The organism is Nostoc sp., assembly GCF_036917135.1.
GTDB lineage: Bacteria > Cyanobacteriota > Cyanobacteriia > Cyanobacteriales > Nostocaceae > Nostoc.
Map to the genome: position 1 here is coordinate 101,449 of NZ_JBALEA010000076.1, position 23,743 is coordinate 125,191.

General features: G+C 43.4%; 24 protein-coding genes. 12 read left to right on the top strand and 12 right to left on the bottom strand.

Annotated features, from left to right (window positions below):
- Positions 1–7: 7 nt before the first annotated feature.
- From V7K50_RS23930 to V7K50_RS23955, 6 genes are all read right to left on the bottom strand, one after another.
- Positions 8–1,165: an XdhC family protein gene (locus V7K50_RS23930; RefSeq protein ID WP_334964406.1), complete on the bottom strand. Its 1,158-nt coding sequence runs from the start codon at positions 1,163–1,165 to the stop codon at positions 8–10.
- Positions 1,166–1,420: 255 nt separating this feature from the next.
- Positions 1,421–3,013, bottom strand: coding sequence for an MFS transporter (locus tag V7K50_RS23935; RefSeq protein WP_334964408.1), 1,593 nt, complete (start codon positions 3,011–3,013; stop codon positions 1,421–1,423).
- A gap of 4 nt (positions 3,014–3,017) precedes the next feature.
- On the bottom strand, positions 3,018–4,334 hold the full coding sequence (locus V7K50_RS23940) for a Gfo/Idh/MocA family protein (RefSeq protein ID WP_334964410.1): 1,317 nt from the start codon (positions 4,332–4,334) through the stop codon (positions 3,018–3,020).
- Positions 4,335–4,563: 229 nt separating this feature from the next.
- Positions 4,564–5,265 (bottom strand): DUF4142 domain-containing protein, encoded by a 702-nt coding sequence (locus tag V7K50_RS23945; RefSeq protein ID WP_334964412.1) that lies wholly within the window; start codon positions 5,263–5,265, stop codon positions 4,564–4,566.
- Between the two features lie 92 nt (positions 5,266–5,357).
- Positions 5,358–6,248 carry an NAD(P)-dependent oxidoreductase gene (locus V7K50_RS23950; protein WP_334964413.1) on the bottom strand — a complete coding sequence of 297 codons (891 nt, stop codon included), beginning with the start codon at positions 6,246–6,248 and terminating at the stop codon, positions 5,358–5,360.
- A gap of 549 nt (positions 6,249–6,797) precedes the next feature.
- On the bottom strand, positions 6,798–6,941 hold the full coding sequence (locus V7K50_RS23955; protein WP_334964415.1) for a hypothetical protein: 144 nt from the start codon (positions 6,939–6,941) through the stop codon (positions 6,798–6,800).
- A gap of 66 nt (positions 6,942–7,007) precedes the next feature.
- Between V7K50_RS23955 and V7K50_RS23960 the strand changes: the two genes are divergently transcribed.
- The 4 genes from V7K50_RS23960 (at position 7,008) to V7K50_RS23975 (ending at position 8,463) form a co-directional block, all read left to right on the top strand.
- Positions 7,008–7,262: a UPF0175 family protein gene (locus tag V7K50_RS23960; RefSeq protein ID WP_193200542.1), complete on the top strand. Its 255-nt coding sequence runs from the start codon at positions 7,008–7,010 to the stop codon at positions 7,260–7,262.
- On the top strand, positions 7,252–7,407 hold the full coding sequence (locus tag V7K50_RS23965) for a hypothetical protein (RefSeq protein ID WP_334964421.1): 156 nt from the start codon (positions 7,252–7,254) through the stop codon (positions 7,405–7,407). Before V7K50_RS23960 ends, V7K50_RS23965 begins: the two co-directional genes overlap by 11 nt.
- 93 nt (positions 7,408–7,500) lie before the next feature.
- Complete coding sequence (locus V7K50_RS23970) at positions 7,501–7,734, top strand: DUF3368 domain-containing protein (protein ID WP_334964423.1); 234 nt, start codon at positions 7,501–7,503, stop codon at positions 7,732–7,734.
- 357 nt (positions 7,735–8,091) lie between these two features.
- Complete coding sequence (locus tag V7K50_RS23975) at positions 8,092–8,463, top strand: hypothetical protein (protein ID WP_334964425.1); 372 nt, start codon at positions 8,092–8,094, stop codon at positions 8,461–8,463.
- Positions 8,464–8,571: 108 nt separating this feature from the next.
- Here V7K50_RS23975 and V7K50_RS23980 read toward each other — a convergent pair whose 3' ends face one another.
- From V7K50_RS23980 to V7K50_RS23990, 3 genes are read right to left on the bottom strand one after another with little or no spacing between them, the layout of a single operon-like run.
- Positions 8,572–10,785 (bottom strand): xanthine dehydrogenase family protein molybdopterin-binding subunit, encoded by a 2,214-nt coding sequence (locus V7K50_RS23980; RefSeq protein ID WP_334964427.1) that lies wholly within the window; start codon positions 10,783–10,785, stop codon positions 8,572–8,574.
- Entirely contained in the window at positions 10,782–11,765 is a 984-nt protein-coding gene (locus V7K50_RS23985) for an FAD binding domain-containing protein (protein ID WP_334964429.1), read from the bottom strand. Before V7K50_RS23985 ends, V7K50_RS23980 begins: the two co-directional genes overlap by 4 nt.
- Entirely contained in the window at positions 11,752–12,666 is a 915-nt protein-coding gene (locus tag V7K50_RS23990) for a (2Fe-2S)-binding protein (protein WP_442944659.1), read from the bottom strand. The genes V7K50_RS23985 and V7K50_RS23990 overlap by 14 nt, the downstream gene beginning before the upstream one ends.
- Positions 12,667–12,713: 47 nt before the next feature.
- Here V7K50_RS23990 and V7K50_RS23995 point away from each other — a divergent pair, with 47 nt between their 5' ends.
- Positions 12,714–13,088, top strand: a complete 375-nt coding sequence (locus V7K50_RS23995; protein ID WP_334964431.1) for a hypothetical protein — start codon at positions 12,714–12,716, stop codon at positions 13,086–13,088.
- 655 nt (positions 13,089–13,743) lie between these two features.
- On the opposite strand, the gene V7K50_RS24000 is transcribed toward V7K50_RS23995, so the two are convergent.
- The 3 genes from V7K50_RS24000 to V7K50_RS24010 all read right to left on the bottom strand — a co-directional run bounded on the left by V7K50_RS24000 (position 13,744) and on the right by V7K50_RS24010 (position 15,903).
- Positions 13,744–15,165 (bottom strand): O-antigen ligase family protein, encoded by a 1,422-nt coding sequence (locus V7K50_RS24000; protein ID WP_334964433.1) that lies wholly within the window; start codon positions 15,163–15,165, stop codon positions 13,744–13,746.
- 48 nt (positions 15,166–15,213) lie between these two features.
- Positions 15,214–15,642, bottom strand: coding sequence for a hypothetical protein (locus V7K50_RS24005; RefSeq protein ID WP_334964435.1), 429 nt, complete (start codon positions 15,640–15,642; stop codon positions 15,214–15,216).
- Positions 15,643–15,768: 126 nt separating this feature from the next.
- Positions 15,769–15,903, bottom strand: a complete 135-nt coding sequence (locus V7K50_RS24010) for a hypothetical protein (RefSeq protein ID WP_334964437.1) — start codon at positions 15,901–15,903, stop codon at positions 15,769–15,771.
- Positions 15,904–17,262: 1,359 nt separating this feature from the next.
- Here V7K50_RS24010 and V7K50_RS24015 point away from each other — a divergent pair.
- From V7K50_RS24015 to V7K50_RS24045, 7 genes are all read left to right on the top strand, one after another.
- Positions 17,263–18,282, top strand: a complete 1,020-nt coding sequence (locus tag V7K50_RS24015) for an exostosin domain-containing protein (RefSeq protein WP_334964439.1) — start codon at positions 17,263–17,265, stop codon at positions 18,280–18,282.
- A gap of 34 nt (positions 18,283–18,316) precedes the next feature.
- Positions 18,317–19,174: a glycosyltransferase family 2 protein gene (locus V7K50_RS24020; protein WP_334964441.1), complete on the top strand. Its 858-nt coding sequence runs from the start codon at positions 18,317–18,319 to the stop codon at positions 19,172–19,174.
- A gap of 17 nt (positions 19,175–19,191) precedes the next feature.
- A complete protein-coding gene (locus V7K50_RS24025; protein WP_334964443.1) occupies positions 19,192–19,746 on the top strand; it encodes an acyltransferase in 555 nt (184 codons plus the stop codon).
- A 2-nt stretch (positions 19,747–19,748) separates the two neighbouring features.
- Positions 19,749–20,660, top strand: a complete 912-nt coding sequence (locus V7K50_RS24030; RefSeq protein WP_334964445.1) for a glycosyltransferase family 2 protein — start codon at positions 19,749–19,751, stop codon at positions 20,658–20,660.
- Positions 20,657–21,592: a glycosyltransferase gene (locus V7K50_RS24035; RefSeq protein ID WP_334964447.1), complete on the top strand. Its 936-nt coding sequence runs from the start codon at positions 20,657–20,659 to the stop codon at positions 21,590–21,592. The genes V7K50_RS24030 and V7K50_RS24035 overlap by 4 nt, the downstream gene beginning before the upstream one ends.
- Before the next feature lie 80 nt (positions 21,593–21,672).
- Positions 21,673–22,638 (top strand): glycosyltransferase, encoded by a 966-nt coding sequence (locus V7K50_RS24040; RefSeq protein WP_334964449.1) that lies wholly within the window; start codon positions 21,673–21,675, stop codon positions 22,636–22,638.
- A gap of 106 nt (positions 22,639–22,744) precedes the next feature.
- Complete coding sequence (locus V7K50_RS24045; protein WP_334964451.1) at positions 22,745–23,722, top strand: glycosyltransferase family 2 protein; 978 nt, start codon at positions 22,745–22,747, stop codon at positions 23,720–23,722.
- Positions 23,723–23,743 lie beyond the last annotated feature (21 nt).

The following is a 23,743-nucleotide window of genomic DNA, read 5'->3' on the forward strand; positions in this document are numbered from 1 at the left end:
ATAAAAATTATGTGGTAAGTTGCAAGTTTAAGTTGCTTTCATCACATTGGTGAATTGGTTGATTGCGATTTTTGAGAAAATTACCACTGCGGTTTGTTAGCACCGCTTGAATTTCTGCAATAATCGCGATCGCTATTCCTTCAGGTGTATCTGCACCAATATCAATGCCAATGGGGCCATGCAATCTTTTTAATTGTTCAGTATTATAAAATATTTCTTGCAATCGCAAATCTTCAAGCAATCTTTCAGTACGGGATTTTGGCCCTAAAACCCCTATGTATGGTGCAGGAGATGGCAACAACATTTTCAAAATTTCTAGGTCATCAAGGTAATTATGCGTCATCACCACTGCAACTGTGTGAGCATCGATAAATACCTGTTTATGTACAACTTCTCGTCGGCTAAGAATGACATCACAAGCTATTGGAAATCGCGCTCTAGTTGCCTCATTAGCTCGACAATCGACTACAGTAACGTGCCAACCTAATGCTTGAGCAAACTGGGCTACGGGTACAGCGTCATAACCTGCACCAAATATTAGTAAAGGTATGGGTGGTTGAATAACTTCGATGAAAACTTCCGCACTACCTAAAGGTAACTGATAGTTATTTACCCTTGACTTTTGATTAGCAAAGACTGCTTGACTATCTGTAAGCAGAGATTGAATTAAATTGGTATCTTTGATGTCAGTGATAATTTTACCATCAGGATACAGCAGTAAGCGCGACCCAATTTTGACATTTACTGCACCTTCCAAGGCAAAGACTGTAGCAATAATACCCAAATGTTTTTGATGAAAGCACTCTTGTGTAAATGCGATCGCATTTGGTGTGCTTTCTCTCTCCAGACGTTCGATGAGAACTTGCACTATCCCATTGCATCCCAAACCAAAGCCCCAAAGAATATCTTCCGAGGCGGTGTTATCGTAAGTAACAACAATTGGTTCGCCGTCTGACATTCGTTGTTGAGTATGCTCAAATACGTCGTTCTCTAAGCAACCAGCGCTAATTGTTCCGATTATCCGACCTGTATTTGTCATCAACATTTTAGCACCCGGTCGGCGATAGGTTGAACCTTGAGTTTTGACTACAGTGGCCAGGAAAGTAATTTCACCACTTTTTTGACTTGACTCGAAGCTTTCTAAGATTGCTTGTAATTCATTCATTTGATTGCTTATTTTTCTGTTGCTAGCAGTTTGTCAGTTTGAGCAAGCAGTCCCAATGAAAACAATGGTCTTTTCTCATTTCGTGCTTCTCATACCATTTCTTTATAAGGCTGCGCCAAACCCTTTTAATTTCTTTGTTTATTTCTTTGTTTCTTTCTTTCTTTCTTTGTGTCCTTTGCGTACTTTGCGGTTCGTTTTTCTTTCTTCTTTCTTGTACTTAAATATGGTTTAGCGCATCTTCATACATAATTGGTATTAGGATTGGTGAGCATAAATCATGTGAGAAATAACTGGGGGTTCATCGCCTTGATGAAAGGCAAAAACCTTTTCACGAATCTCTCGATCTGCCACTGTAAACCGTTCATACTGACGTAAATGATCCACCCAAGACTCGACGATAAATGTCTCTAAATAGCGATTCGGCTGAGATGTATCATGAAAGATGCCCCAGCGAATTGCACCATCTCGTAGTCGCACCACTCGCAGAACATGAATTGCTGCTATAAATTCTTCTGCTTGCTCTGGGTCAATACAATATTCAAGTGTGACTAAAACTGGCCCTTCTTCTGGTTGCAATTCAATTACTACTAGCGGTTCTGCCCGCCGTAATGCCGGAGCTAAATCAAGTTTTCCTGATAGCAACGGGTAACGCTGCGCTGTGAATGTTCCCCCGACTAAGCCGATGGCAGCAACGAATAAGGCACTCGGCGTTCCCCAATGTTCTGCCGCCGCACCCCAAATAATACTACCAATTGCTGAACCTCCTTGAAATACCATTTGATAAGTTCCTAGCGCCCGCGCCTGTACCCAAGCCGGAACAGCAAGCTGAACTGTAATATTCAAGCTGGATGTCATACTTGTCCAGGCAATTCCAGCCGCCACCAAAGCTAGCAACACCAAAGGTACGTTGTGAAGGAATGCCAGAATTAATATAGCGATCGCAAACACCAGAGTTGCTATAATCACAACTCCATCGGCTGTAAGATGTTGACGCACTTGTGGCATCAAAATCGCCCCGATAATCGCCCCAAATCCAAAACTACCGAGTAATAAACCATAGCCACCTGCTCCTTGTCGCAAATCCTGCTGTGCCACTAAAGGCAACAATGCAAACAAAGCACTGGTACAACTAGTTAAAACACCCCCTCGAATTAACACGGCTTGCAGGGCTGAAGAGAAACGGACATAGCGTATACCAGCCCGCATAGAACCTAATACTCGCTCTGCGGGGAGGGCACTTTCGTAAAATGGTTTGCGTTGCCAACGATAAAGGATGATAATTACCCCAATAAAAGAGAGGGCATTAATCAAAAAGACGACTCCCGCATTGGCTGCCACTAATATAAAACCTGCGATCGCAGGCCCAACGGCTCTTGCAATATTAAACCCAGCACTATTTAAAGCAATGGCGGCCATCAGTTCCGATCGCGGTACTAATTCTGGGACAATGGCTTGCCAAGCTGGGCCATTCATTGCCGCTCCCAAGTTAAGGAAAAACGTCAGCGCCAATAGTGACCACGGTGTAATTCTACCTGCAAAAATTAATCCACTCAACATGAGTGCAGCAATCAGCATCCAAACTTGCCAAAATATTAGTAACCGACGGCGATCAAAAATATCTGCTGTTGCACCTGCTGGTAATCCTAACAGCAGCACCGGTAAAGTTGCGGCTGTTTGCATGAGTGCCACCAATAGGGGAGAGGTGGTGAGAGAAGTCATTAACCAAGCTCCCGCCGTGTCCTCCATCCAACCGCCAATGTTGGAGACAATTGAGGCAATCCAGCGATCGCGAAACAAAGATTTACGGAGCGGACTCCAAGCAGAGGTTGTCATGACTGCGGTATGCACATATTTACTTCACCATTCTGGGAGCAGAGCCACGAGTGACATCCAATCCTGACACACGAGGTAGAGCGATCGTTTTGCCTGTTTGTGCGGCTTCGTAAATCAACGCGATCAGTTTTTGGTCTTGCAAACCTTCTTCCCCAGGGGTATGGGGTTGCTTATTCTGAATCACACAATCTGCAAAATGATCGATTTCTAAAGCAAACTGATTTTTCTCACCTATCCGCACTTCGCTGATGTTTTCTGCCATGCTATTGGTTGGCGATTTACGCGAAACCATCATCCGCAAACCGTTGTAGGAGAACGCCGGATCGAGTTGTGCCCAAGCATCAGAGCCGAAAATGCGAAACCGCCGCCCTTCGTGAAAGCCGTAGCTAGTGGAGCAAATGCCTAATATCCCACTGGGAAACCGCAGCTGGAAGGTGACACTTTCTTCTACTTCTTTGAAGCGCGGATCGCCAGGAGTGGTGAAGATTTGGGCACTAATTGCGATGGGTTCCTCTCCCGTCAAATAGCGAGTTGCATTCAAGCAATAAATTCCCACATCTGGTAAAGAGCCACCTCCAGCTAAAGCGCGTTTCAATCGCCACTGGTTTAAGTCACCGCCTTGGTTTTGCCCGTTATCTGCCTGAATTACCTTCACAGTTCCCAATTCTTTGCTGCGGATCATTTGAATCATGGCGCGATGGTGCGGTTCGTATTGGCAGCGATAAGCAATCATCAGCTTGCGATCGGCTTGTTTACACGCGTCGATCATCTGCTGACAATCTTCTACTGTGGTTGCCATCGGCTTCTCACAAAGAATGTGCTTTCCTGCTTTCGCACCACGCACCGTATATTCCCGGTGCATACTGTTAGGTAATACAATATAGATTACATCAACGTCTGAATTGTTGCGGAGATTATCGTAATTCTGATAGTTGTAAACGTTCTCCGGTTTGATGCCATACTGCTGTGCAACTTGATTTGCTTTGCCAGCATCGCCACTAACTAATGCAGTTGGCTTTGCTAATTTACATTCTGCAAAAGCAGGCATGATTTCTTCTAATGCCAGTCTGCCAAGTCCGACGATCGCAAATCCCAACCGTCGTTCTGGGGGTAATGCAGTTGGTGGCCCTCCTGTCTCAACTTCGGTGTTTTGCGAGATGGGCGGAAACTGAATCTGAGGCGGCAACTGGCCTCCACGTGGGATGGCTTGCCCAGTTGGTTGTTGAGCAACAACTTCTTCGCCCATACTACCAATTGCGGCGGCTGAAATGGCTCCTAATCCCGCAGTAGTCAGAATCTGACGACGAGAAAATTCTCCTTTAAACAATTCAGGCATCGTGATTTTTTAATGATGAAATGATCAAATTTTGGACTTAAGTACAGCAATTCCTTGCAAATTAAATTTGGCGATACCCTGCAATGCCAATGCATCAACCTGCAAGCACCTCGTTCCCAGCCTCCAGGCTGGGAATGTATTCCGAGAGGTTCTACCTCTTGTCAACAAAGAAGAAACGCCAGCCCCCCCAGAATGTGTTCCCAGCCTCCAGTCAACTGAACAGTATGCCTTACGGGGTACTGGTTGGAGTCGGGGTACTGGTTGAAGTCGGGGTACTGGTTGAAGTTGGGCTGCTAGTTGAGCTTCCAGGATTAACAATAGACTGAGCGTGTTGCAGGTGATCTTGGAGGGTTGGTAGCGCTTGAGCCGCAAATGCTTTTACATCTGAATCTTTTCCCTGTTGAGCTTCATTCTGAAATGCGGAGATATCTTTTTTATGAGCTTGAAGCATCACATTTATATATTGGCGATCGAAGTTAGCACCAGAAGCTTTGGATAAGCGTTGCTGGACTTGCTGATTTGTTCTGCCGATAGTAGTTGGCAGCGTCACACCTTTTTGAGTTGCCAACTGTTTGAGTTGATTGTTCACCACGGTGTGATCTTGAACCATGCGCTGTCCAAACTGTTTTACCGCCTCTCTAGCTCCCTTTTGTGATGCTAGTTGTCCTAGTTCAACTTCTGCTAAACCATCTTGAGCGGCTGATCTGATGAATTGTCTGTCTGAAGAACTGAGGTTATTTTGCCCTGATCCAGTTGGGGATGCAGTTGGTGATGCAGTTGATGATGGACTCTCAGTTGCTTGCACAGGTTGAGTTGTAGCAGGTGGAACTTCCGATGTATTTTGGTCATGGGGAGTAGTTGGTGTGCAACCAGTCGCCAGAGATAAGGCGATCGCTACTATCCCAGTAGAATATATTTTGAACTTGGACATAATCAATGCTTTCCTTAAGTAGAGTTGTATGTTGCAAGGTAAAATAAAAAACAAGCGCCATCAGCACAGTTAAGTAAGCTACAAACAAACAGTTATGATTTAATGGTTACTCCTGCTTCTAACTCCAAAGCTTTGATTAATGCCGAGGCATTTTCTTCTCCCCATCCTTGATTAACTGCTGTCTTTATTGTTTCTCTGACAACTGCCGCAGCAGGCGTGGGAGAATTTAAATCTTGGGCAAATCGAGCGATTAAATTGGCATCTTTCAGCAGATGCTTTAAAGCAAAACTCGGTGTAAAGTCTCGATTCAACAGCATCTTGCCCATACCGTCAAAAATCGGAGAGCGAAAATCTACCACATGCAGGACATCAAGAACGTCTTGTGGATTTAGTCCGGCTTTGGTTGCCAAAATCAGCGCTTCCCCTAAAGCTTCAATTTGGGTTGCCACAATGGAGTTACCAATGAGTTTCATTGATGCGCCTTTGCCAGTGTCACCCAGGTAATGGATCGTTTCGCTTAACGGCTCTAAAAGTGGTTTGACTTGCTCAAATACCTCCCGCTTGCCACCAACCACAATCCACAATCCCCCATTTGCAGATTCGTTTTTACTGCCGAAAACAGGGGCATCAAGAAATTCAACGTGCTTTTGGGCATAAGCTGCGGCTTCTTTGCGGGAGGTGTCAGGATGAACTGTACTCATGTCGATGGCAATTTGTCCCGATTGCACCTTTGATAAAATGCCATCTTGCCCAAAGACAACTTCTTCAACAGCATTATCATTGGCTAGCGAGTACATAATCACCTCGGCATTTTCTACAGCTTGTGCAGGTGTTTGTGCTTGGGTTGCACCTTGTTCGACTAGAGGCTTACAAGGCTCTGGGCTGCGATTCCAAACCCGCAGATCGTAACCAGCTTTGAGCAAGTTGGTTGCCATACCACTGCCCATGATGCCAAGTCCTAAATATGCAATGCGTTTGCTCATGATGTTCTCACATAGTGTTTTACTTCCAAAAAGCAGAAGCAGTTTTTAACAAGCTGCGTCTACTGATTTCCATAATTGTCTCCTACAAGCAACAACAGGAATGAGCCAAATAGTATCATGGCAATTTGGCTCAGAGAATCTAACTAAAGTGTGTTTTGAAACATACTCCGCAAGATGCATTCACAATGCAAGTCGATGTATTCACAATGCAAGTCAATGCATTATGAATGCTTACCTTTTGTTTAAGCTTGCCCAATTTAAAACTTTATCAAGAAAGATAGGAGTGAAAGGGCAGGAGGAAAACAGCCTCTAAGAGGATGTTTGAAAAGTCCTCTTCTCGGTATCAAATATTTTTTTACCCCACCCTAACCCTCCCCTTATCAAGGGGAGGGAACCGGATTTTATTGTTTCCCCCCTTTATAAGGGGGGATTAAGGGGGGTTCGGAAAAATTATGCAATCTTTTTAAGAGAAGCATATCGCTAACTGATCTGCACCCTTCTCACAAAATCACACCAAATTGATGCTACACAACAGTTGTAGTTTAAATTTTAGCAGCGATCGCCATCAATTGTAACTTGAAAAGGTGATCGCTCCCTGATATCTAAAGTACAGTGAAAAATAGAGCGTAGGCGTAGCCCGTTGTAGACATCGCTTACCCATTTCAAGTTCCAAACACCAAATTTGAGGTTCAAAGGTTCAATCTTAGCGCTCTTGACTCTAAACAGAGGAATGCTCTCTAATAAACTGAGGATAAATTTATGCGAACAGTACCAATTCAATTACCAGAAACAGTATTTTCAGCACTTCGTAAAAATCCTGAAGAATTTATCCAAGAAATGCGAATTGCAGCAGCAGTTAAATGGTATGAATTAGGTGACATTTCACAAGCCAAAGCAGCAGAGATTGCTGGACTAACTCGTGCTGAATTTATTAATGCCTTATCACGCTACCAAGTAGATTTTATGCAATATACTGCCCAAGAGTTAGCTCAGGAACTGGCAAATGTCGATTAATCGTGTAATTATTAACTCTTCACCTTTGATTGTTCTGTTGAAAAGTCAACAAGCAAATTTAATTCCACAATTATTCACAGAAGTTTTAGTTCCATTAGGTGTTTTTGAAGAAGTCACAACAAAAGATGATGTTGCATCAACATAATTACCCAGTATTTCTTGGACACAAATAGTAGAAGTTAATACTATTGCTCCTGTTGTAGCAGCTTGGGATTTAGGGAACGGAGAATCACAAGTATTGAGTTTGGCACTAAAAACTTCAGACTGTGCCGCTATTGTTGACGATAGGGCAGCACGGCGTTGTGGTCAAGCTTTAGGTATTACTACTATCGGAACAGGAGGTTTGCTGATATTAGCAAAAAAACCTGGAATAATCCCAAGCATATCTCCTGGAATTCAAGCTTTGCGTGACGCTGGTTTGTGGTTATCCGATAATTTGGTCAATTTGCTCAAAGAACAAGCAGGGGAATAGCGATCGCCCATCAATTGTAACCTCAAACAGCGATCGCCATTGCGATCGCGCTACTTGCTAATTAGTGTCGTCTTACGGTTTTGTAATTGCATCGGTCTGTTATGCCAATACATTGGTCTGTTATGCCAATACATCGGTCTGTTATGCCAATGCATCGACCTGTTATGTTAATACATCGGTCTGTTATGCCAATACATCGACCTGTTATGTCAATACATCGACCTGTTATGCCAATACATTGACCTGTTATCTTAAACTATCCTTTGTAACCTTGCCCTATCTGAAAATCTCATCTTACTGATAACTTTTTTTGTTGTAATGGGTACATTAAATGTACAATTTACTAAGTATGTATGTATGCCTCCCCAAAATACAACAAACCGTTTGCGTCCTCAAGCCATTAGTCAAGATATTGACTCATTCCACGGTTTACAAACCGTCAGCAACTACAATACAACTCGTGCTGATGCCTCAGCTGCAAACTTACAGGAAGTTTATCAGGCGATGTTGATTTCTCAGCAAACCGAAACCGAGAAACTAGCTTTATACCGTGCGGCTGCTGATGCTGCCCGATTAGCAGAGTGGGAATTTCATAATGCTGTATTAGCGATGAAAGAAGTTGTACGCGGGCAATATGGCTCAGATAGCGATCAAGCTCAAGCAGTAGGACTGAAGAAAAAATCAGACCGCAAACGTCCTTCGCGTAAAAAGCAAGTTGCGATGGCGTAACCGCCTGCTGGAAGCGATCGCAAGTTAATCAACTTAATTGAGTTTGAAAATTAGCGATGCCTACGGCTGGCTACGCGTAGGCATTTGCAGTATTTGGCGTTGCAATATCTACAGCAATTTATCTAATGTAATTGGCAAATCACGGACGCGCTTACCTGTGGCATGATAAACAGCGTTAGCGATCGCTGCCGCAGTGCCGGTAATCCCAATTTCACCAACTCCCTTAACACCAAGCGGGTTGATATGTGGATCGTGTTCATCGACAAACAACACCTGAATATCGGGAACGTCTGCATTTACTGGTACGTGATACTCAGCTAAATCATGATTAACAACGCGTCCTAGATTCGGGTCTATTACCGTATGTTCCATTAACGCCATACCAATGCCATAAATAATCCCACCAATCAGCTGACTGTTGGCTGTTTTAGCATTGAGGATGCGTCCAACACCAAAAGTTCCCACCCAACGCGATACTCGCACTTCACCCAAATCAGGCTCAACGCGAACTTCGGCAAACTGTGCCCCAAATGCGTGCATTGAGAACTTTTTTTGTTCGTCTCCCAACTTGGCATCTGCACGGGCTTCGATCATTTTCATTCCATGCCGTGCCAAGATAGCCTGATATGTTTCGCTTACAGACGATTTATTTTTTAACAAAAAGCTGCCATCTTGGGCAATCACATCTTCAGGATTGGAACTATAAAGGGGTGATTTTTGATCGGCGAGTGCTAGTTGCAAAAGCTGACTGCGAGCTTGATTTCCCGCTAAATGCACGGCTGAACTGACACTGGCGGCAGTTTGCGAACCACCAGAAACGGGGGTTTCTGGCATCTTGGTATCGCCTAGTTCAAAGCGAACTTTGTCAACTGGTAGACCGAGTGCCTCAGCTGCAACTTGAGTCATTACAGTATAAGTCCCTGTGCCAATATCTTGCGAACCACTCTGTACAACGGCTGTACCGTCTGCCATAATCTGAGCGATCGCCGATGCCGGGGAACGATTGGTAGGATAAGTAGCTGTCGCCATCCCCCAACCAATTAAATAATTGCCGTCTCGCATCGAACGGGGCTTGGGATTGCGCTTTTGCCAACCAAACTTTTCTGCCCCTAATTTGTAACACTCTCTGAGTGACTTGCTTGACCAAGGCAGTTTTTTACTAGGATCGACTTCAGCATAGTTACGCAGACGTAACTCGATGGGATCGATATTGAGCGCATAAGCTAGTTCGTCCATTGCCGATTCTAAGGCAAACGACCCAGAAGCTTCGCCTGGTGCCCGCATAAAGGTTGGTGTACCCTGATCCAGCTGAACCAGACGGTGACTGGTTTCGATCTGCGGGCAAGCGTAAATCATGCGGGCGCTTTTACCAACAGGTTCGATAAATTCATCAAAAGTTGAAGTTTGGGAAGTGCCAGCGTGTCGGAGTGCAGTCAATTTGCCCTCGCGGGTTGCACCGAGAGAAACTTGTTGAATTGTCTCTGGTCGGAAGCCGACAGGCCCATACATCTGTATCCGTCCCAAAACTAATTTTACTGGGCGATTAACTTGCTTTGCGGCCATCGCTGCTAGTGGCACGTGCGACCAAGCCGATCCTTTACAACCGAAGCCACCGCCCACAAAGTAAGACATAATGCGGACATTCTTGGGATCGATTCCCAATGCCCCCGCAACTTTTTGTTGAACCTGAAAGATTCCCTGAGTTGCGTCATACAGCAGCAGTTGATCGCCTTGCCAAACTGCTGTTGTGGCATGAGGCTCCATCGGATTGTGATTTTCGATCGGTGTCGTATAAGTTTGCTCGACGCGGACAGCCGCCGCCGCTAGTCCCTGGCTGACATTGCCGTGCGCTGAATCGGGCGGCTCCTCTTTGGGGATTTTACCTTTAGGTAAGTATGCCTTAGCGAGGTTTTCCCGCATATTAATGGTTGGTTTCTCTTCGTCATAACGAACTTGCACCAGTGAGGCAGCATACATAGCTCGTTCAAAGGTATCAGCAACTACAACACCTATGTGCTGACCGCTATACAAGACAACGTTATCTTGCAACACTTGCAGCTTGCGACCGCCGCCCTTTTCTCCAGACGCTTTGGGCGCGTTGAGGTGGGTAATAACTGCTAACACACCTGGTACTCGCTCCGCCGCCTTTGTATCGATTTGGGCTATTTTCCCTTTGGCGATCGTGCTTTGAATTGTCACGCCATAAGTCATTTTTGCTACCGGAAACTCAGCCGCGTAACGTGCGCCACCAGTTACCTTCAGGTATCCATCAACTCGATTGAGCGGTTTGCCGACAACTGTATTTGTGTCCCCTGTATTCATGCCATCCCTCCTACCGTGAAGAGCGCTTTCACAATTGTGCGTTTAGTCAGTTCGACTTTAAAGCCGTTGTATTTTTGAGGTTTAGCTCCGGCGATCGCAGCCAATGCTGCTGCTTGAAATGTTTTCTGGTTTGCGGGCTTGTTCAAAAGTGCTTTTTCCGCTTCAAAGGCACGCCAAGGCTTTGTTCCTACGCCACCAAGGGCAATGCGTGCCGAGCGAATGATGCCATTTTGAATATCTAATGCCGCCGCCACCGATGTCATTGCAAAAGCATAGGAGGCGCGATCGCGGACTTTTAAATAGTGCGATCGCTTCCCAAAGGTTGAAGCAGGTAAGTCAACAGCAACAATTAACTCTCCGTGTTCTAAAACCGTCTCTCTTTCTGGTGTATTACCCGGTACGAGATGAAAATCTACAAGGGGAATGCTGCGCTCTCCTTTGGGCCCCTGTGTTTGCACAACGGCATCAAGTGCCACCATTGCCACCGCCATATCAGAAGGATGGGTGGCAATACAGCGATCGCTACCGCCAAGAATCGCGTGAATGCGGTTGTAGCCCTCAATTGCCGCACAACCTGAACCGGGAACGCGCTTGTTACAAGGCATCGAAGTGTCGCGGAAGTAGTAACACCGGGTACGTTGCAGCAAATTTCCGCCCACCGTCGCCATATTTCGCAGTTGCGGTGATGCCCCAGACAGCAACGCCTCTGATAGCACAGGATAACGCTCTTGAATGATCGGATTATAAGCAACATCGCTATTGCTTGCCATTGCTCCAATTCGCACACCGTTACCCTGTACTTCTATCTTGGTTAGCGGTAGTGGGTTAATGTCAACCAACTCTCTTGGGGTCTGCACATTCAGCTTCATCAAATCGATGAGGCTAGTACCACCAGCGATATACGAAGCTTGGGCATCTGGAGCTACCAAAGCCACAGCATTTTCTGCTTGTCCTGCTTTCTTATAGCTAAACGGCTGCATCTTTTTTTCCCTCTAAGACATCGCGGACAGCAGCCACGATATTTGGATAAGCACCGCAACGGCAGATATTGCCGCTCATTAGTTCCCGAATGTCGGCATCTGATTTAGCGTGTCCCTCGTTCACCAAACCCACCGCCGAGCAAATCTGTCCTGGTGTGCAGTAGCCACACTGAAACGCATCGCGGGACAGAAACGCAGCTTGCATCGGGTGCAGATTGTTTCCTTGTTCCAACCCTTCAATAGTTGCAATTTTTGCGTCGGTGTGCATAATCGCAAATGTCAGGCATGAATTAATCCGTTTTCCATCAATCAGCACTGTGCAAGCACCGCATTGTCCATGATCGCAACCTTTTTTAGTCCCAATTAGTCCGATGTATTCCCGAAGCGCATCAAGTAAAGTAACACGTGGTTCAATCTGCAAACTATGTGCTGTTCCGTTCACTTGCAACGTCACTTGCATCGTCTCAGGTGTCGAAGTTTTCAATATGGGAATAGTTTTTTTGGCTTGAGTTTGTGCTACAGTTTTCTCTACAAAATTACTGATCGTCGCTGTTACTGTGCTGATAATCATCAATTGACCTAACTTGCGGCGTCTTAGGACAAACCTCATCTGTTTACTCCATTCTGTTTTTGTTGAGTAATAATTAATATTGAGTAATTCTCTAGAATTCAACAGGTCGCACCCACGATTGCCCAACTTGCTGCCCTGTTCATAAATGCGTCTCGTAGAAAAATTGGGGAATACTAGACGATCTCGGACTGGGGACTTGTACTGAGCGAAGCCGAAGTATTGGGGGCTGGGTACTGAGCAATAAATTCCTTGATTGTTTTGGTTCGGGTCTGAATCCGCATCCAAATCTTCCCAGTCACCAATCCCTATTCCCCAATGCCCAATCCACATTTCAATTTTTTATAGAAAACCACTTTTTTATCGGCATTTTCCTCAAAATGACATTGTTAATAGAATACAATTTCATCTTGTTATGGTGTCTCTATCAGAAGATTTATGCCATAAGTATTGAGCGATCGCAGACTGTAATAACTCTGCCAAATCACAACAACCTACTGCGAATACTTTATCGGTTGCAAATCTCATTGTGTCTAGTCCAACCCCAGCACCAGCCTCGACCACAAAAAATGCTGCTCATACCAAATCGCCTGAAAAGACGAGCAGTTCAAGTCATTGGTGACTATTACAGTGCGATCGCACATCTTGACTATAAACAAGCTTACTCGGTTTGGGAGAGAAATGGCGCTGCTAGCAAGCAGTCGTTTGAGCAGTTCAAGCAGGGGCTTGCTAACACCACATCTGTTGCTGTATAGGTTGGAAAACCTGGTATACCAGACCCAGGTGCAGGCTCAATTTACATTGAGATTCCGGTTACTGTGACTGCGATCGCCACAAATGGAACTGCACAGAGATTTCGTGGCAGCTATGTACTGCGGCGAGTCAATACAGCTGCGCTCTAATCGAATAAACGTAGAGACGTAGCAGTGCTACGTCTCTACAAGGTTTTGGGTTTTATATATGTACTTCATTAATTGACTAAACTTTAAATCCTTCTCCAGATGACAATAAAACTGACTTTTTTAATCGATTGCAGCACAGTTATCAAAATTTGCAGCGAGAGATATTCGGCAGTACTCAGTTGACTTTTGAGATGTGTTTGGTAGAATTTAGGTAAAATTATCAATCTTATTGGTCTTCTTGACAAAAGTAGACCTATCTTTTTCTACCATAAATTACTGCATTCTTTACCTCATAAGCTTTTTAGGCTATTTCGTCGCCCCGTCAGGTAATTACCTTAACCTCTCACGGATGCGTAAGTCCTAGCGCCTTTAATTTGCACTAATATTTTTTCAAGATGATTGTGGGGTGGGCATCCTGCCCGCCCTTGATCATGCAAGTTGTATACGTAACAGCTTAGTACCTGTTTTTTAGACTTTCTCTATCTTATATTTAATTGTAACCACCTACTTACTGAGAGTGCGCTGAACGTAATGCTGTGCTTGAATCTGACCTAAGTGGAAACTTGCTCCAATCCCAAGAAGCGATCGCTAACATTGAAAACCAGTAGAAGAAAAGTGCTGTATGACTCCAGATATTTTCGGTCAGCATTCCAACCATTGCTGCTAAAAGAAAAGCGAATAAAACTGAACAAAACTGTTTTTGTGAAGGATCGCTCAAGGGAGAGCGAATAATTTTTAGCAGTCGCAGTAGTTGTACTCCCAGAAACAAAAGAAATAAAACCAGACCTACAATTCCTTCCTCAACTAGTGCCCGAACATAATCATTATGTGCCCAAGCAAACATAGGTCCAAAAGCATTTGTTGTTTGGAGTCCATAGCCAAGCAGGGGAAAATGTTGCCAGTGCCCGACGAGTGAACTCCATTGAGCAATTCTCCAATTAAAGCTATTGTCATCGGACGCAGCAAGCAAGACGGCACGCGATACATCAATATCTGGATTGAGCAATGGAGTTTGTGTAATAGAAGTTAGGCGTTCTCTGCCGTAATCGGTACTTGCAAATAACCCAACCATGACAGCAAGCAATAAAATTCCTCCAAATATTTTGGCAAAATTTAGGCGAGGAATGACCAGTGTAGCAATCAAAACTACCAGCATCGCAATGCCTACTAATACCTTAGTAGTCACCAAATAAAACACGAGTATACCAAGCAAAATAAACCAAGGAAGGCGTTTTTGGGCAATGCTAAGTTTCCAGTAAACTAAGCCGATGAAAAAAATTAAAAAGGTTACAAATGTGTTTGCTAAACCTAATGTTCCATTAATGCGAAAATCATGCTGATTAGGATTAACCGCAAGAAACGATGGCAGAAACTGGCCAGGAACGACAAGTTGCAGAAAGGCTGTTGAGAGTGGGATAACCAGCGCGAGAAAGAGACTGTTAACGATTTGCTCCGGATGCAACCGTTCTTTCAACTGAAGTGTCAGTAGGTAAGACATCAACCAAGACAAAACTCGCACCCACTCACGAACCGCATCTGACAAATATGCGCTACCCAATCCTAAGCCATCTAAAGGAAGCAGAACAACCCATATTCCTTGAATGACTAACCATCCTGCGAAAAAGCACCAGAAACTGTCGATATGTACAGTCTGTTTGGATAAAAGGCGAACAATCACATAGATTAGCGTCAAGGCTGAAATTCCAATCGCAAATGCACCAGTCAGTCCTTGATCTGAAAAAGGATCAAGCGTACTTCGTAGAATTAAAAGCCCAATAACAGTCAGCTCAAAGTTTTTGAAAAAGAAGATAATAAATGCAATAACAAATAGAATTAGACCGACATAGAGAGGGTTAACTCCAATGAGAAAGCCGGCCACAATTCCCATCAATATGCCAATTAATCCAATCCAATACCTTGAATATGCCATTTGTATTTTTCTGATTGGCCTAAGCAGTTTTTGAGCAGTTGTGGTTTACTATTTAATGAAATTAAAGTCTTTTATTGCTAAACTTCCCAATGTCCGCGACTGCCGTCGGGTAAACTCACTAACTGACTGATTACCATCTGGATTCACTACACCCTGTACCTGTTGCCACATTTCTTGCTGTGCGATCGAAAGATCATACGTCTGCTTTCCTGTTTTGCGAACATGATACCATTGAGTTTTATTACATATTTTGCACCAAAAAGCTTCTAACCACTCGTCCTTCAGAGGGACAGTGGACTTCTTCGATAGCAACAATAAAGCAGTCTTGCGACTAACTCCACGTTGTTGAAGCTGAACCGAGAGATCGGCAAATAAGAGATATTTTTGGCTAACGCTATCTAAATAAGAACCATCGATTGAGCAGTTGATTTTGCGTCGTTTTGAACGTTTCCGGTTGAGATCACATCTTTGCTGCATTCGATTTTACTCCACAGAACTTGGAATGGGCTATTTAACAGTATTAAATGGGTGGAAATAAATAAGCAAGATTATATAAACAAAGGTTAAGGAAGAAATTACGATGATGCTACGCGCCATCGGCATCTACAATCTATTTACTTTTTTACACCCACTGTCGATAACTTCATTGACGATTTTGGCAGTCAGAGCCGGATCAATAAGTTCTAAGTATTTCTGAATATTTACTTCTTCAAAGTTGGGGAGAAATTCCATTGTCATAATATATATAAATTTTGGAAAAAAACACTATTTAATTACAGCAGATTTTTCTCAGTATTTTCCTGGCAGTAGCGCTGTAGTCTACTTTTGGCTCGTACATATTTGCGTTAATTGTCAGCAGCTAATGCCTTTTTGTTGAGGTTGTTCAATATCTCAAGCAAACTAATAGTTTTATCAGTCGCAAAATCAACTGAAATTGCTTGATATTATCCTGACAGCAAAAACACGATTACTCACAATTTTATCCCTTGTTTAGAGGCTCTCCATTGTTTGGTTAACTTACTTTGGTGTTATTACTGATGCAAATATTGATTAGTAATCTAATATTCAACATCATATTATGTAAAAAGACTTAATTGAATAACTTTACAAACAATTCATACATGGCAGTATATTCCGATATTTTGAAAAGACAAGATAAATTAATAGTTTAAGAGTAAGGAATAAGTCAACCAGTTCTCATCACAATACTGCACCCACCAAACCCACGAATTCAATCTACTATGCTCTGTCACCAGTTTTGCACTTTATTTAATCCTCATTCCTAAGTAAGTGATAAAAACTACTAACCTGATGGAATATAAATATCTTTAACTACTTAAGTAAAGATACTGTAAAATACATGTATCGCCTAACCAGAGATGTTAGATTATGGGAAAGCAAGGCTCATAAGTTAAATCGGGGTAAACACGAAATTATGTAAAGCTAGATAAACAGTATAGATTATATCTACCCAGGAATACTTAGATTCTAATTCCCGAAGCTGCGTACAATATAGATGCTCATTTAAGGTTGTTTCGCACTCGTGAGTCAGAAAAAACCCTAATCAAAGGTTATATCTGTTGATGTTTCGCAGAAATAACCAGATTAAAGGTAGATGGCTGAATATTTGAAAAATAGCAGATGATTTAAATTGGATTGCACAAATACTAAAATAAAAAAGTTAGTTTAGCAGAGATGTTAGGAACTAGTAGAGTGAGAGAGAAAACCAAGCTTTGTTGAAATTGGATTCACAAAACCTCATTGTTGAAAAATTTATCATAAATTAAGCATATCTTGATGCTTAGGAGTGAGCTTTGATGGTCATTTTGATCTCAGTTTCTCCAACGTAACCTTCAATTTTTTTGCGTTTTTGCTGAAAAAAGGAGGTCGAATGACAGAATTCGTGTAACAAAAATTATTGGTTATTTAAACTTATCTAAACAAGTATTTTGGTGTTTCCAGCACTAGGCAATTGAAAAACTTTAAACAAATTTGGACATGATAAATAGATATGAAAAACAAGAAGTAGTAGTTGCAAAGCAATTGCACATTTACTCGGATCGATGTTATTTGCCTGAAGGGATACAACATATTCCTATGTTGTATCCCTTTTGGGGCAAAAGCGATGAAGTCTCATTGAATCCCATGAGCCGTCGCTACAACACCTACATTGATGCTGCTTCTCATTTATTCAAGCTGACTCAGCTAGAAAACGCTCAAATAGCACTGCTGCCTTTTGATTGGTCAAAATTTACCACTCATCCTGAGTCTTTAAAGATTGTTCAACAAATGTCTCAAGAAACAATGAGCCGAGGTATTCCGCTCGTTGTTTTTTACTTGGACGATGCGACCACATCTGTTAAACTCGACAATGCTTTAGTCTTTCGCACATCTATCAATCGTTCAACTCGTCTGCACAACGAGTTCGTCATTCCCGCTTGGAGTGAAGATTTTGTAGAAAACTACTGTCAGGGAAAAATACCATTGCGGAGCAAGTCTAGTCAGCCAATTGTGGGCTATTGCGGTTATGGCTCACTTGTGCAGCCGAGGAATCCGATCATAAATCAGCTACGTTTGCAACTTGGCGCAACTCCGAAAGCAGCTGACATTGTATCGAAATTTGGAATTGAACTTGTAAAACACGACTTACCCTGGCTATATGGTTCGCGGATTAGGGAGCAAGCATTGTTCATTCTTTCTAAGAGTCGAGGCTTGCAATGCAACTTTAGAATTCACGATGTGCTTCATCACACCGAAAAACTGACTCTGCCTCAACGTGAGCAATTTGTCGATAACATGCTCAACAGTGACTATATTCTCTGTACTAGAGGCGGCGGCAATTTTTCCTATCGTTTCTACGAGACCCTTAGTTGTGGTCGAATTCCGGTCTTCATCAATACTGACTGCGAACTACCATTTGAGCAATATATTGATTGGAAGCGCTATTGCGTATGGGTTGAAGAAGCCGATTTGCCCTATCTAGGCGATCGCATCCGCGAGTTTCACGCTCGATTGACACCGCAACAATTTCAAGACCTTCAAATTGAATGTCGGAAACTCTGGTTAGAGTGGCTTTCCCCCGAAGGCTTTTTCGCTAATTTCCATCGTTACTTTTAGAACATAATCGAACGGCTGTTACAGAACATTTATTATGACACGCATCCATGCTATCTGTTTAGCTAAAAACGAAGGCGACGTGATCGCTGAGACTTTGCAGTTTGCTAGCAACTTCTGCCATAAAATCTACGTTTTTGATACGGGAAGCATAGATGATACCTGGCAGCAAGTTCAAAAAGCTGCTAATAACGTAGTTGTTCCATTCCGACAAGAAAGTGTCCCGTTTTCTGATGGTCTACGCGCTCAAGTTTTTAATGCAGTGCGCGATAACTTTACGATCGGCGACTGGTTATATATTCTTGATGCTGATGAGTTTCTGGCAAAAGACCCACGTCAAGCAATTCGCATTGCAGAACAAGAAGGTGCCCAGCAAATTAATACGATTCAATACAACTTCCACTTTACTGAAGTAGATTGGCAAAGATATCAAAAAGGATTAGAGTCGCGGGAAACACCAATTACCCAGCGACGCCGATACTACCGCTTTACCAATATTGAGCAACGCTTGTTTAAGATCGACGCAGATTTAACGTGGACTGAACAGAGCGATGCAGGTAATCCCCACGGCTATATGGCTCCGAAAGGACAGAAAAAACTTAAAAAGTGTTCTTATAAAATTCCTAATTGCCACTATCAATATCGCGATCCGGAGCAAATACAATTGCGGTTGAAGACACGCCGATCTGCCAGGGATGTTAACCCACATAATTTCATCCACTATTTATCACTGGATATGGATATGAACTGGGAGCGCTACATCGCTTCTAGTAAGGAGTTGAACTACTACAACAACGATCGGATCTTCCAGATTCGCCTTGATGAGCGAATTGCCATTTTCAAAGAAAGATTTGGCACCCGCGACTTTTTTCGCTTTGATTTTCTAGCAGGTTGAGGCAACAATAAGATTCTATGTTTACTTGGCTTCGTCAGCAAAAAAATACGCTTGTAACTCGATGGGCATTGCGAGGTTGTAGTTCGGTTGGTACTGCGCCAAAATGTTGGGGGATTCCCCTAATCCAAAATGCTGGACAGCTAATCATTGGTGATGACTTCAGTATCTGGTCACATTTGAATCGTAGTCAACTGGAGGTTGGTGCTGATGGTGTGTTGCAAATTGGCAATCACGTTTTTATCAACACCGGCACCACGATTTCAGCCAAAGTTGAGGTCATAATTGGCGATCGCGTCCAAATTGCCAATGGCGTATCGATTCTAGACAGCGACTTTCATGGATTAGAAGATCGGCATAGTCCTTCCCCGGCGGAACCGATTCGGATTGAAGAAGATGTGTGGATTGCGACAAGAGCGATCGTGCTTAAAGGTGTCACAATTGGACGCGGAGCCGTAGTTGCAGCAGGTGCAGTGGTAACTTCCGATGTCGCGCCTTACACTTTGGTAGGTGGAGTGCCTGCTCGTTTGATTCGCCCTTTACAAAAGCCAGCCTATCAGCCTTTGTCTTTGTAGTCATGCCTAATTTTACTATTATCATCCCGGTTTACAATGCCAGCGCTTATATTGAGCAGTCTTTGGCTTCAGTTTTTGCTCAAAGCTATGGTGATTTTGAAGTAATTGTTGTTGATGATGGTTCAACCGACGATACGGTTGATCGAGTACACAAGTTCTCCCATCATCAGTCGCTGCGTTATGTCTATCAAAGCAATGCAGGACCTGCTGCGGCTCGCAATACAGGCTTACAACTAGCAAAAGGAGAGTTGATTGCCTTTTTAGATGCAGATGATCTATGGCATCCTCGCAAACTTGAAGCTCATTTTGAGCGAATGCAGACGAATGGCAAAATTGGCTTGAGTTTCAACTGGTTTGAAGTTTTCTATGATCGTCCAGAAGGCGATCGCTTGATGCCTTGGTTTGCACCACCGACTAAATCTACCCTGCAATGGCAAGATTTTCTCATCCGTAACTGGACAGGAACCAGCAGCACAGTTGTAATTCGTGCCGATTGTCTCAAAGGTAAACGGGGTTTTGATGCTCGGTTTCGCACAGGTGAAGATTATCAACTCTGGTTAGAAATTGCTCAAGATGGATGGGAAGTTAGTTTTATTGCTGATGCTCTCACCATTTACCGCAAGCGTCCGAGTAGTCTCACCGTCGATTATCTCCAGATTGCCCTCGATGAACTCTTGGTGATGAAACAAGGCGTTCAAAGTGACAATCCCAGCGCTAAGGCCGCAATCAATCTAGCGATCGCTCGTCGCCAAGTAGATGTGGCTTGGGCTTACTTCCGCTCAGGTAAAAAGCAACTGGCTTGGGAATCGCTCAAACAAGGCTACCGAGCAATTCCGGAATTTATTGTTGAACGTCTGACACGCAAATGGTTACATCGTCCCCGCAATCTTCTGATTTCTGCCAAAGCGCTATGAATACTGACCTGCCTTTAATTTCTGTTGTTGTCCCGATTTATAACGAGGAACAAGAACTTACTAACCTGCTGGATTCGCTGATGGCGCTCAACTGGCCGCCCGATCGCTTAGAGATTTTGGGCGTTGATAACAATTCAAGCGATCAAAGTTTGAGTATTCTACACACTTATCCAATTACAGTGCTGCAAGAGCCAGTACCTGGTCCTTATGCAGCGCGCAACACAGCTATCCGCCAAGCTAAAGGAGAGTTTATCGCCCTTACCGATGCCGATTGCATTGTCAGTCCTAATTGGTTACTAGAACTTTGGCAAGCATTTGATAACGCCCAGGTTGGTGCTGTCGGGGGTAGTTTAGTACCACGCACGATTACCAACTATGTCAATTACTTTGAAGGATGCGTTTTCAAAAGCCCAAATCATAGCCGAGGAACGGCTCGGATTCAGCCCTATGTGGTGACGGCTAATGTTATGTATCGCAAAGCGGTTTTCGATGAACTCGGACTGTTTGATCAAGAAAATTTTTCTGGGCCAGATGTTGAGATGAGTTGGCGGGTAGTGCAATCAGGACACTATACGCTAAAGATTTGCGAAGAAGGTCAGGCAGTCGTGGAGCACTCCTACCGCACACAACTGAAAGATTTTACTTACGTTTTAGAACGAGATGCCTATGGCTGGTTTTTTCTAACTGCAAGTCATCCCCAAATGGCTCCAGTTCCACAACCACTAAAGTACTTCATCAAGTTTTTAATTGGTTTAGCCGTTTATCCTTGGACAACGATCGCTCGCGTGATTATCGCTCCGATTAAGCGATCGCCCAGATGGGAATTACCACAAGATTTGCTCCGCCTGGCTGTGTTGTGGCATCACTTTGTGGGCACTTGGACAGCAAAACTAGCTTATCAAGGACGACAAGCGCCACGCCTACTTCGTTAATTAATCATGTTGAGATTACCACCAGATATAGAAAACGCCGAACATTGGATAGTTATAGAAATCAGGGAAATAAGTATCTTATGAATCCTGTCATTAGTATCGTGATTTGCAGTCACAATCCTCAGCCTGCCTATCTCGACCGAGTTATAGAAGCGCTCAAAGTTCAGACACTTCCTCGAACACAATGGGAGCTGCTCTTAGTTGATAACGCAAGTCTTTTGCCCTTGGCAGACTCCATCGACCTCAGTTGGCATCCTCATGCTAGACACATTCTTGAACCCCAGTTAGGGACAGTCTTTGCTCGCTTCCGGGGTTTAAAAGAAAGTCAAGGAGCTATTTCAATATTTGTGGATGATGACAATGTTTTAGACCCAAGTTACTTGCACCATGCGCTCAAAATTTCCGAGAATCATCCGCATTTAGGTGTTTGGGGCGGACAATCAACTGCCGATTTTCAAGGTGGAACACCAGAAGACTGGACTCATCCGATGTGGCCATTACTGGCAATCATTCAGTTTGACAAAGACGCTTGGTCAAACCTAGATTTAACCGAAACCATGCCTGTAGGGGCGGGTATGTGTATTCGGAAGCCGGTGGCGCAAAAGTACATTGATTTAGTACAGTCAGATCCGCGTCGCTTGAGTTTAGGGCAACGCGGTGAATTATTGCTGCGCTGCGAAGATTTTGATATTGCTTTAGCTGCGTTAGATGTGGAGCTAGGATTAGGTCGGTTTTCACGCTTAAAACTCGTCCACATCATGCCGATCGAGCGTCTGAGTGAGGGCTATTTGCTCAAGTTGGTCAAAGGAATCGTTTATTCTAGAGCGATCATGGATTTTTTAAGAAACAGACCACAAGCTCAACTTTCTTGGCGTACAAAAGTCCGCTATTTCCTCTCCTCTTGGCTGATGAGTCCACGCGATCGCAGGTTTTTGAAAGCAACCAAACAAGCTCAAGACCTGGCGGCGAAGCAAATTCAAAAAATGCAGGTCGATCCAGATGATTCCAGTGTGGCTCTACCCGTTTATCAACACGTAAAAATTTAGCGATCGCTAAATTTTTAGGATTCAATCATGGACAAAATACCAGTTTTGATTTGATCTCACCTTTTCACATTACTCCGATCGCGATCGCAAAATCGCCTTCATTAGAATGGAACCTACGCCCAAAGTTTCAGTTATCATTCCTGCTTACAATGCAATGAGTTTTCTGCCCCAGGCGTTAGATACTCTCTTCAATCAAACTTTTCAAGATTTTGAAGTTCTAATTATTGATGATGGAAGTTCAGACAATATTGCAACTTGGGCTGCTGAAATCACACATCCAAATGTTAAGCTCATATCTCAAGCTAATCAAGGACAGTCAGTAGCACGCAATAATGGAATTCGATTGAGTCAGAGTGAGTACATCGCCTTTCTAGATGCCGATGATTTATGGGAACCGACTAAACTCGAAAAACAAGTATCTGCTTTTATTAATAATCCTGAACTCGGATTAGTTGATACTTGGGTATTTGTAGTTGATGAGCAAGATAACATTCTCTCCAAAACCGAAATTTATTATGACGAAGGTAATGTTTGGCTACAAATGCTGGAATTGAATTTGGTAATGTGTGGTAGTTCTCCGATGGTTCGCCGTGAATGCTTTGAAACTGTTGGATACTTTAATCAAACCATTAAAGGGCCTGAAGACTGGCATATGTGGACGCGGATTGCGGCTCACTATCCATTTAAGATAATTTGCGAACCCTTAGTTCACTATAGACAGCATCCTCACAGTACCAGTCGCAATCTGGAGTTAATGGTTTCAAACATAATTAAAGCGATCGAAGATCTGTTTGAATCTGTGCCACTACAATTCCAGTGGAAAAAACGCCGAGCCTATGGTCGGGGATATCTTTACATGGCTTCCCTAGCTCAAAAAAGCAATAACTATCGTCAAGCAAGTTACTTTTTCTGGCGCGCCCTTTTGACCTATCCTCAGTTTTGTTTTTCCAAAGATAAACTTTATTTCATCATTAACAATCTGATTCATTGGGGGCTAGAGTATCAGAGCAATCACAAGGTCAATAGATTGATTGAACGGATTCCAGATTATCGTTCTAAAAAACAGTTTGAAAAACTTAGTTAACTATTAAGACTTCACGCTCAA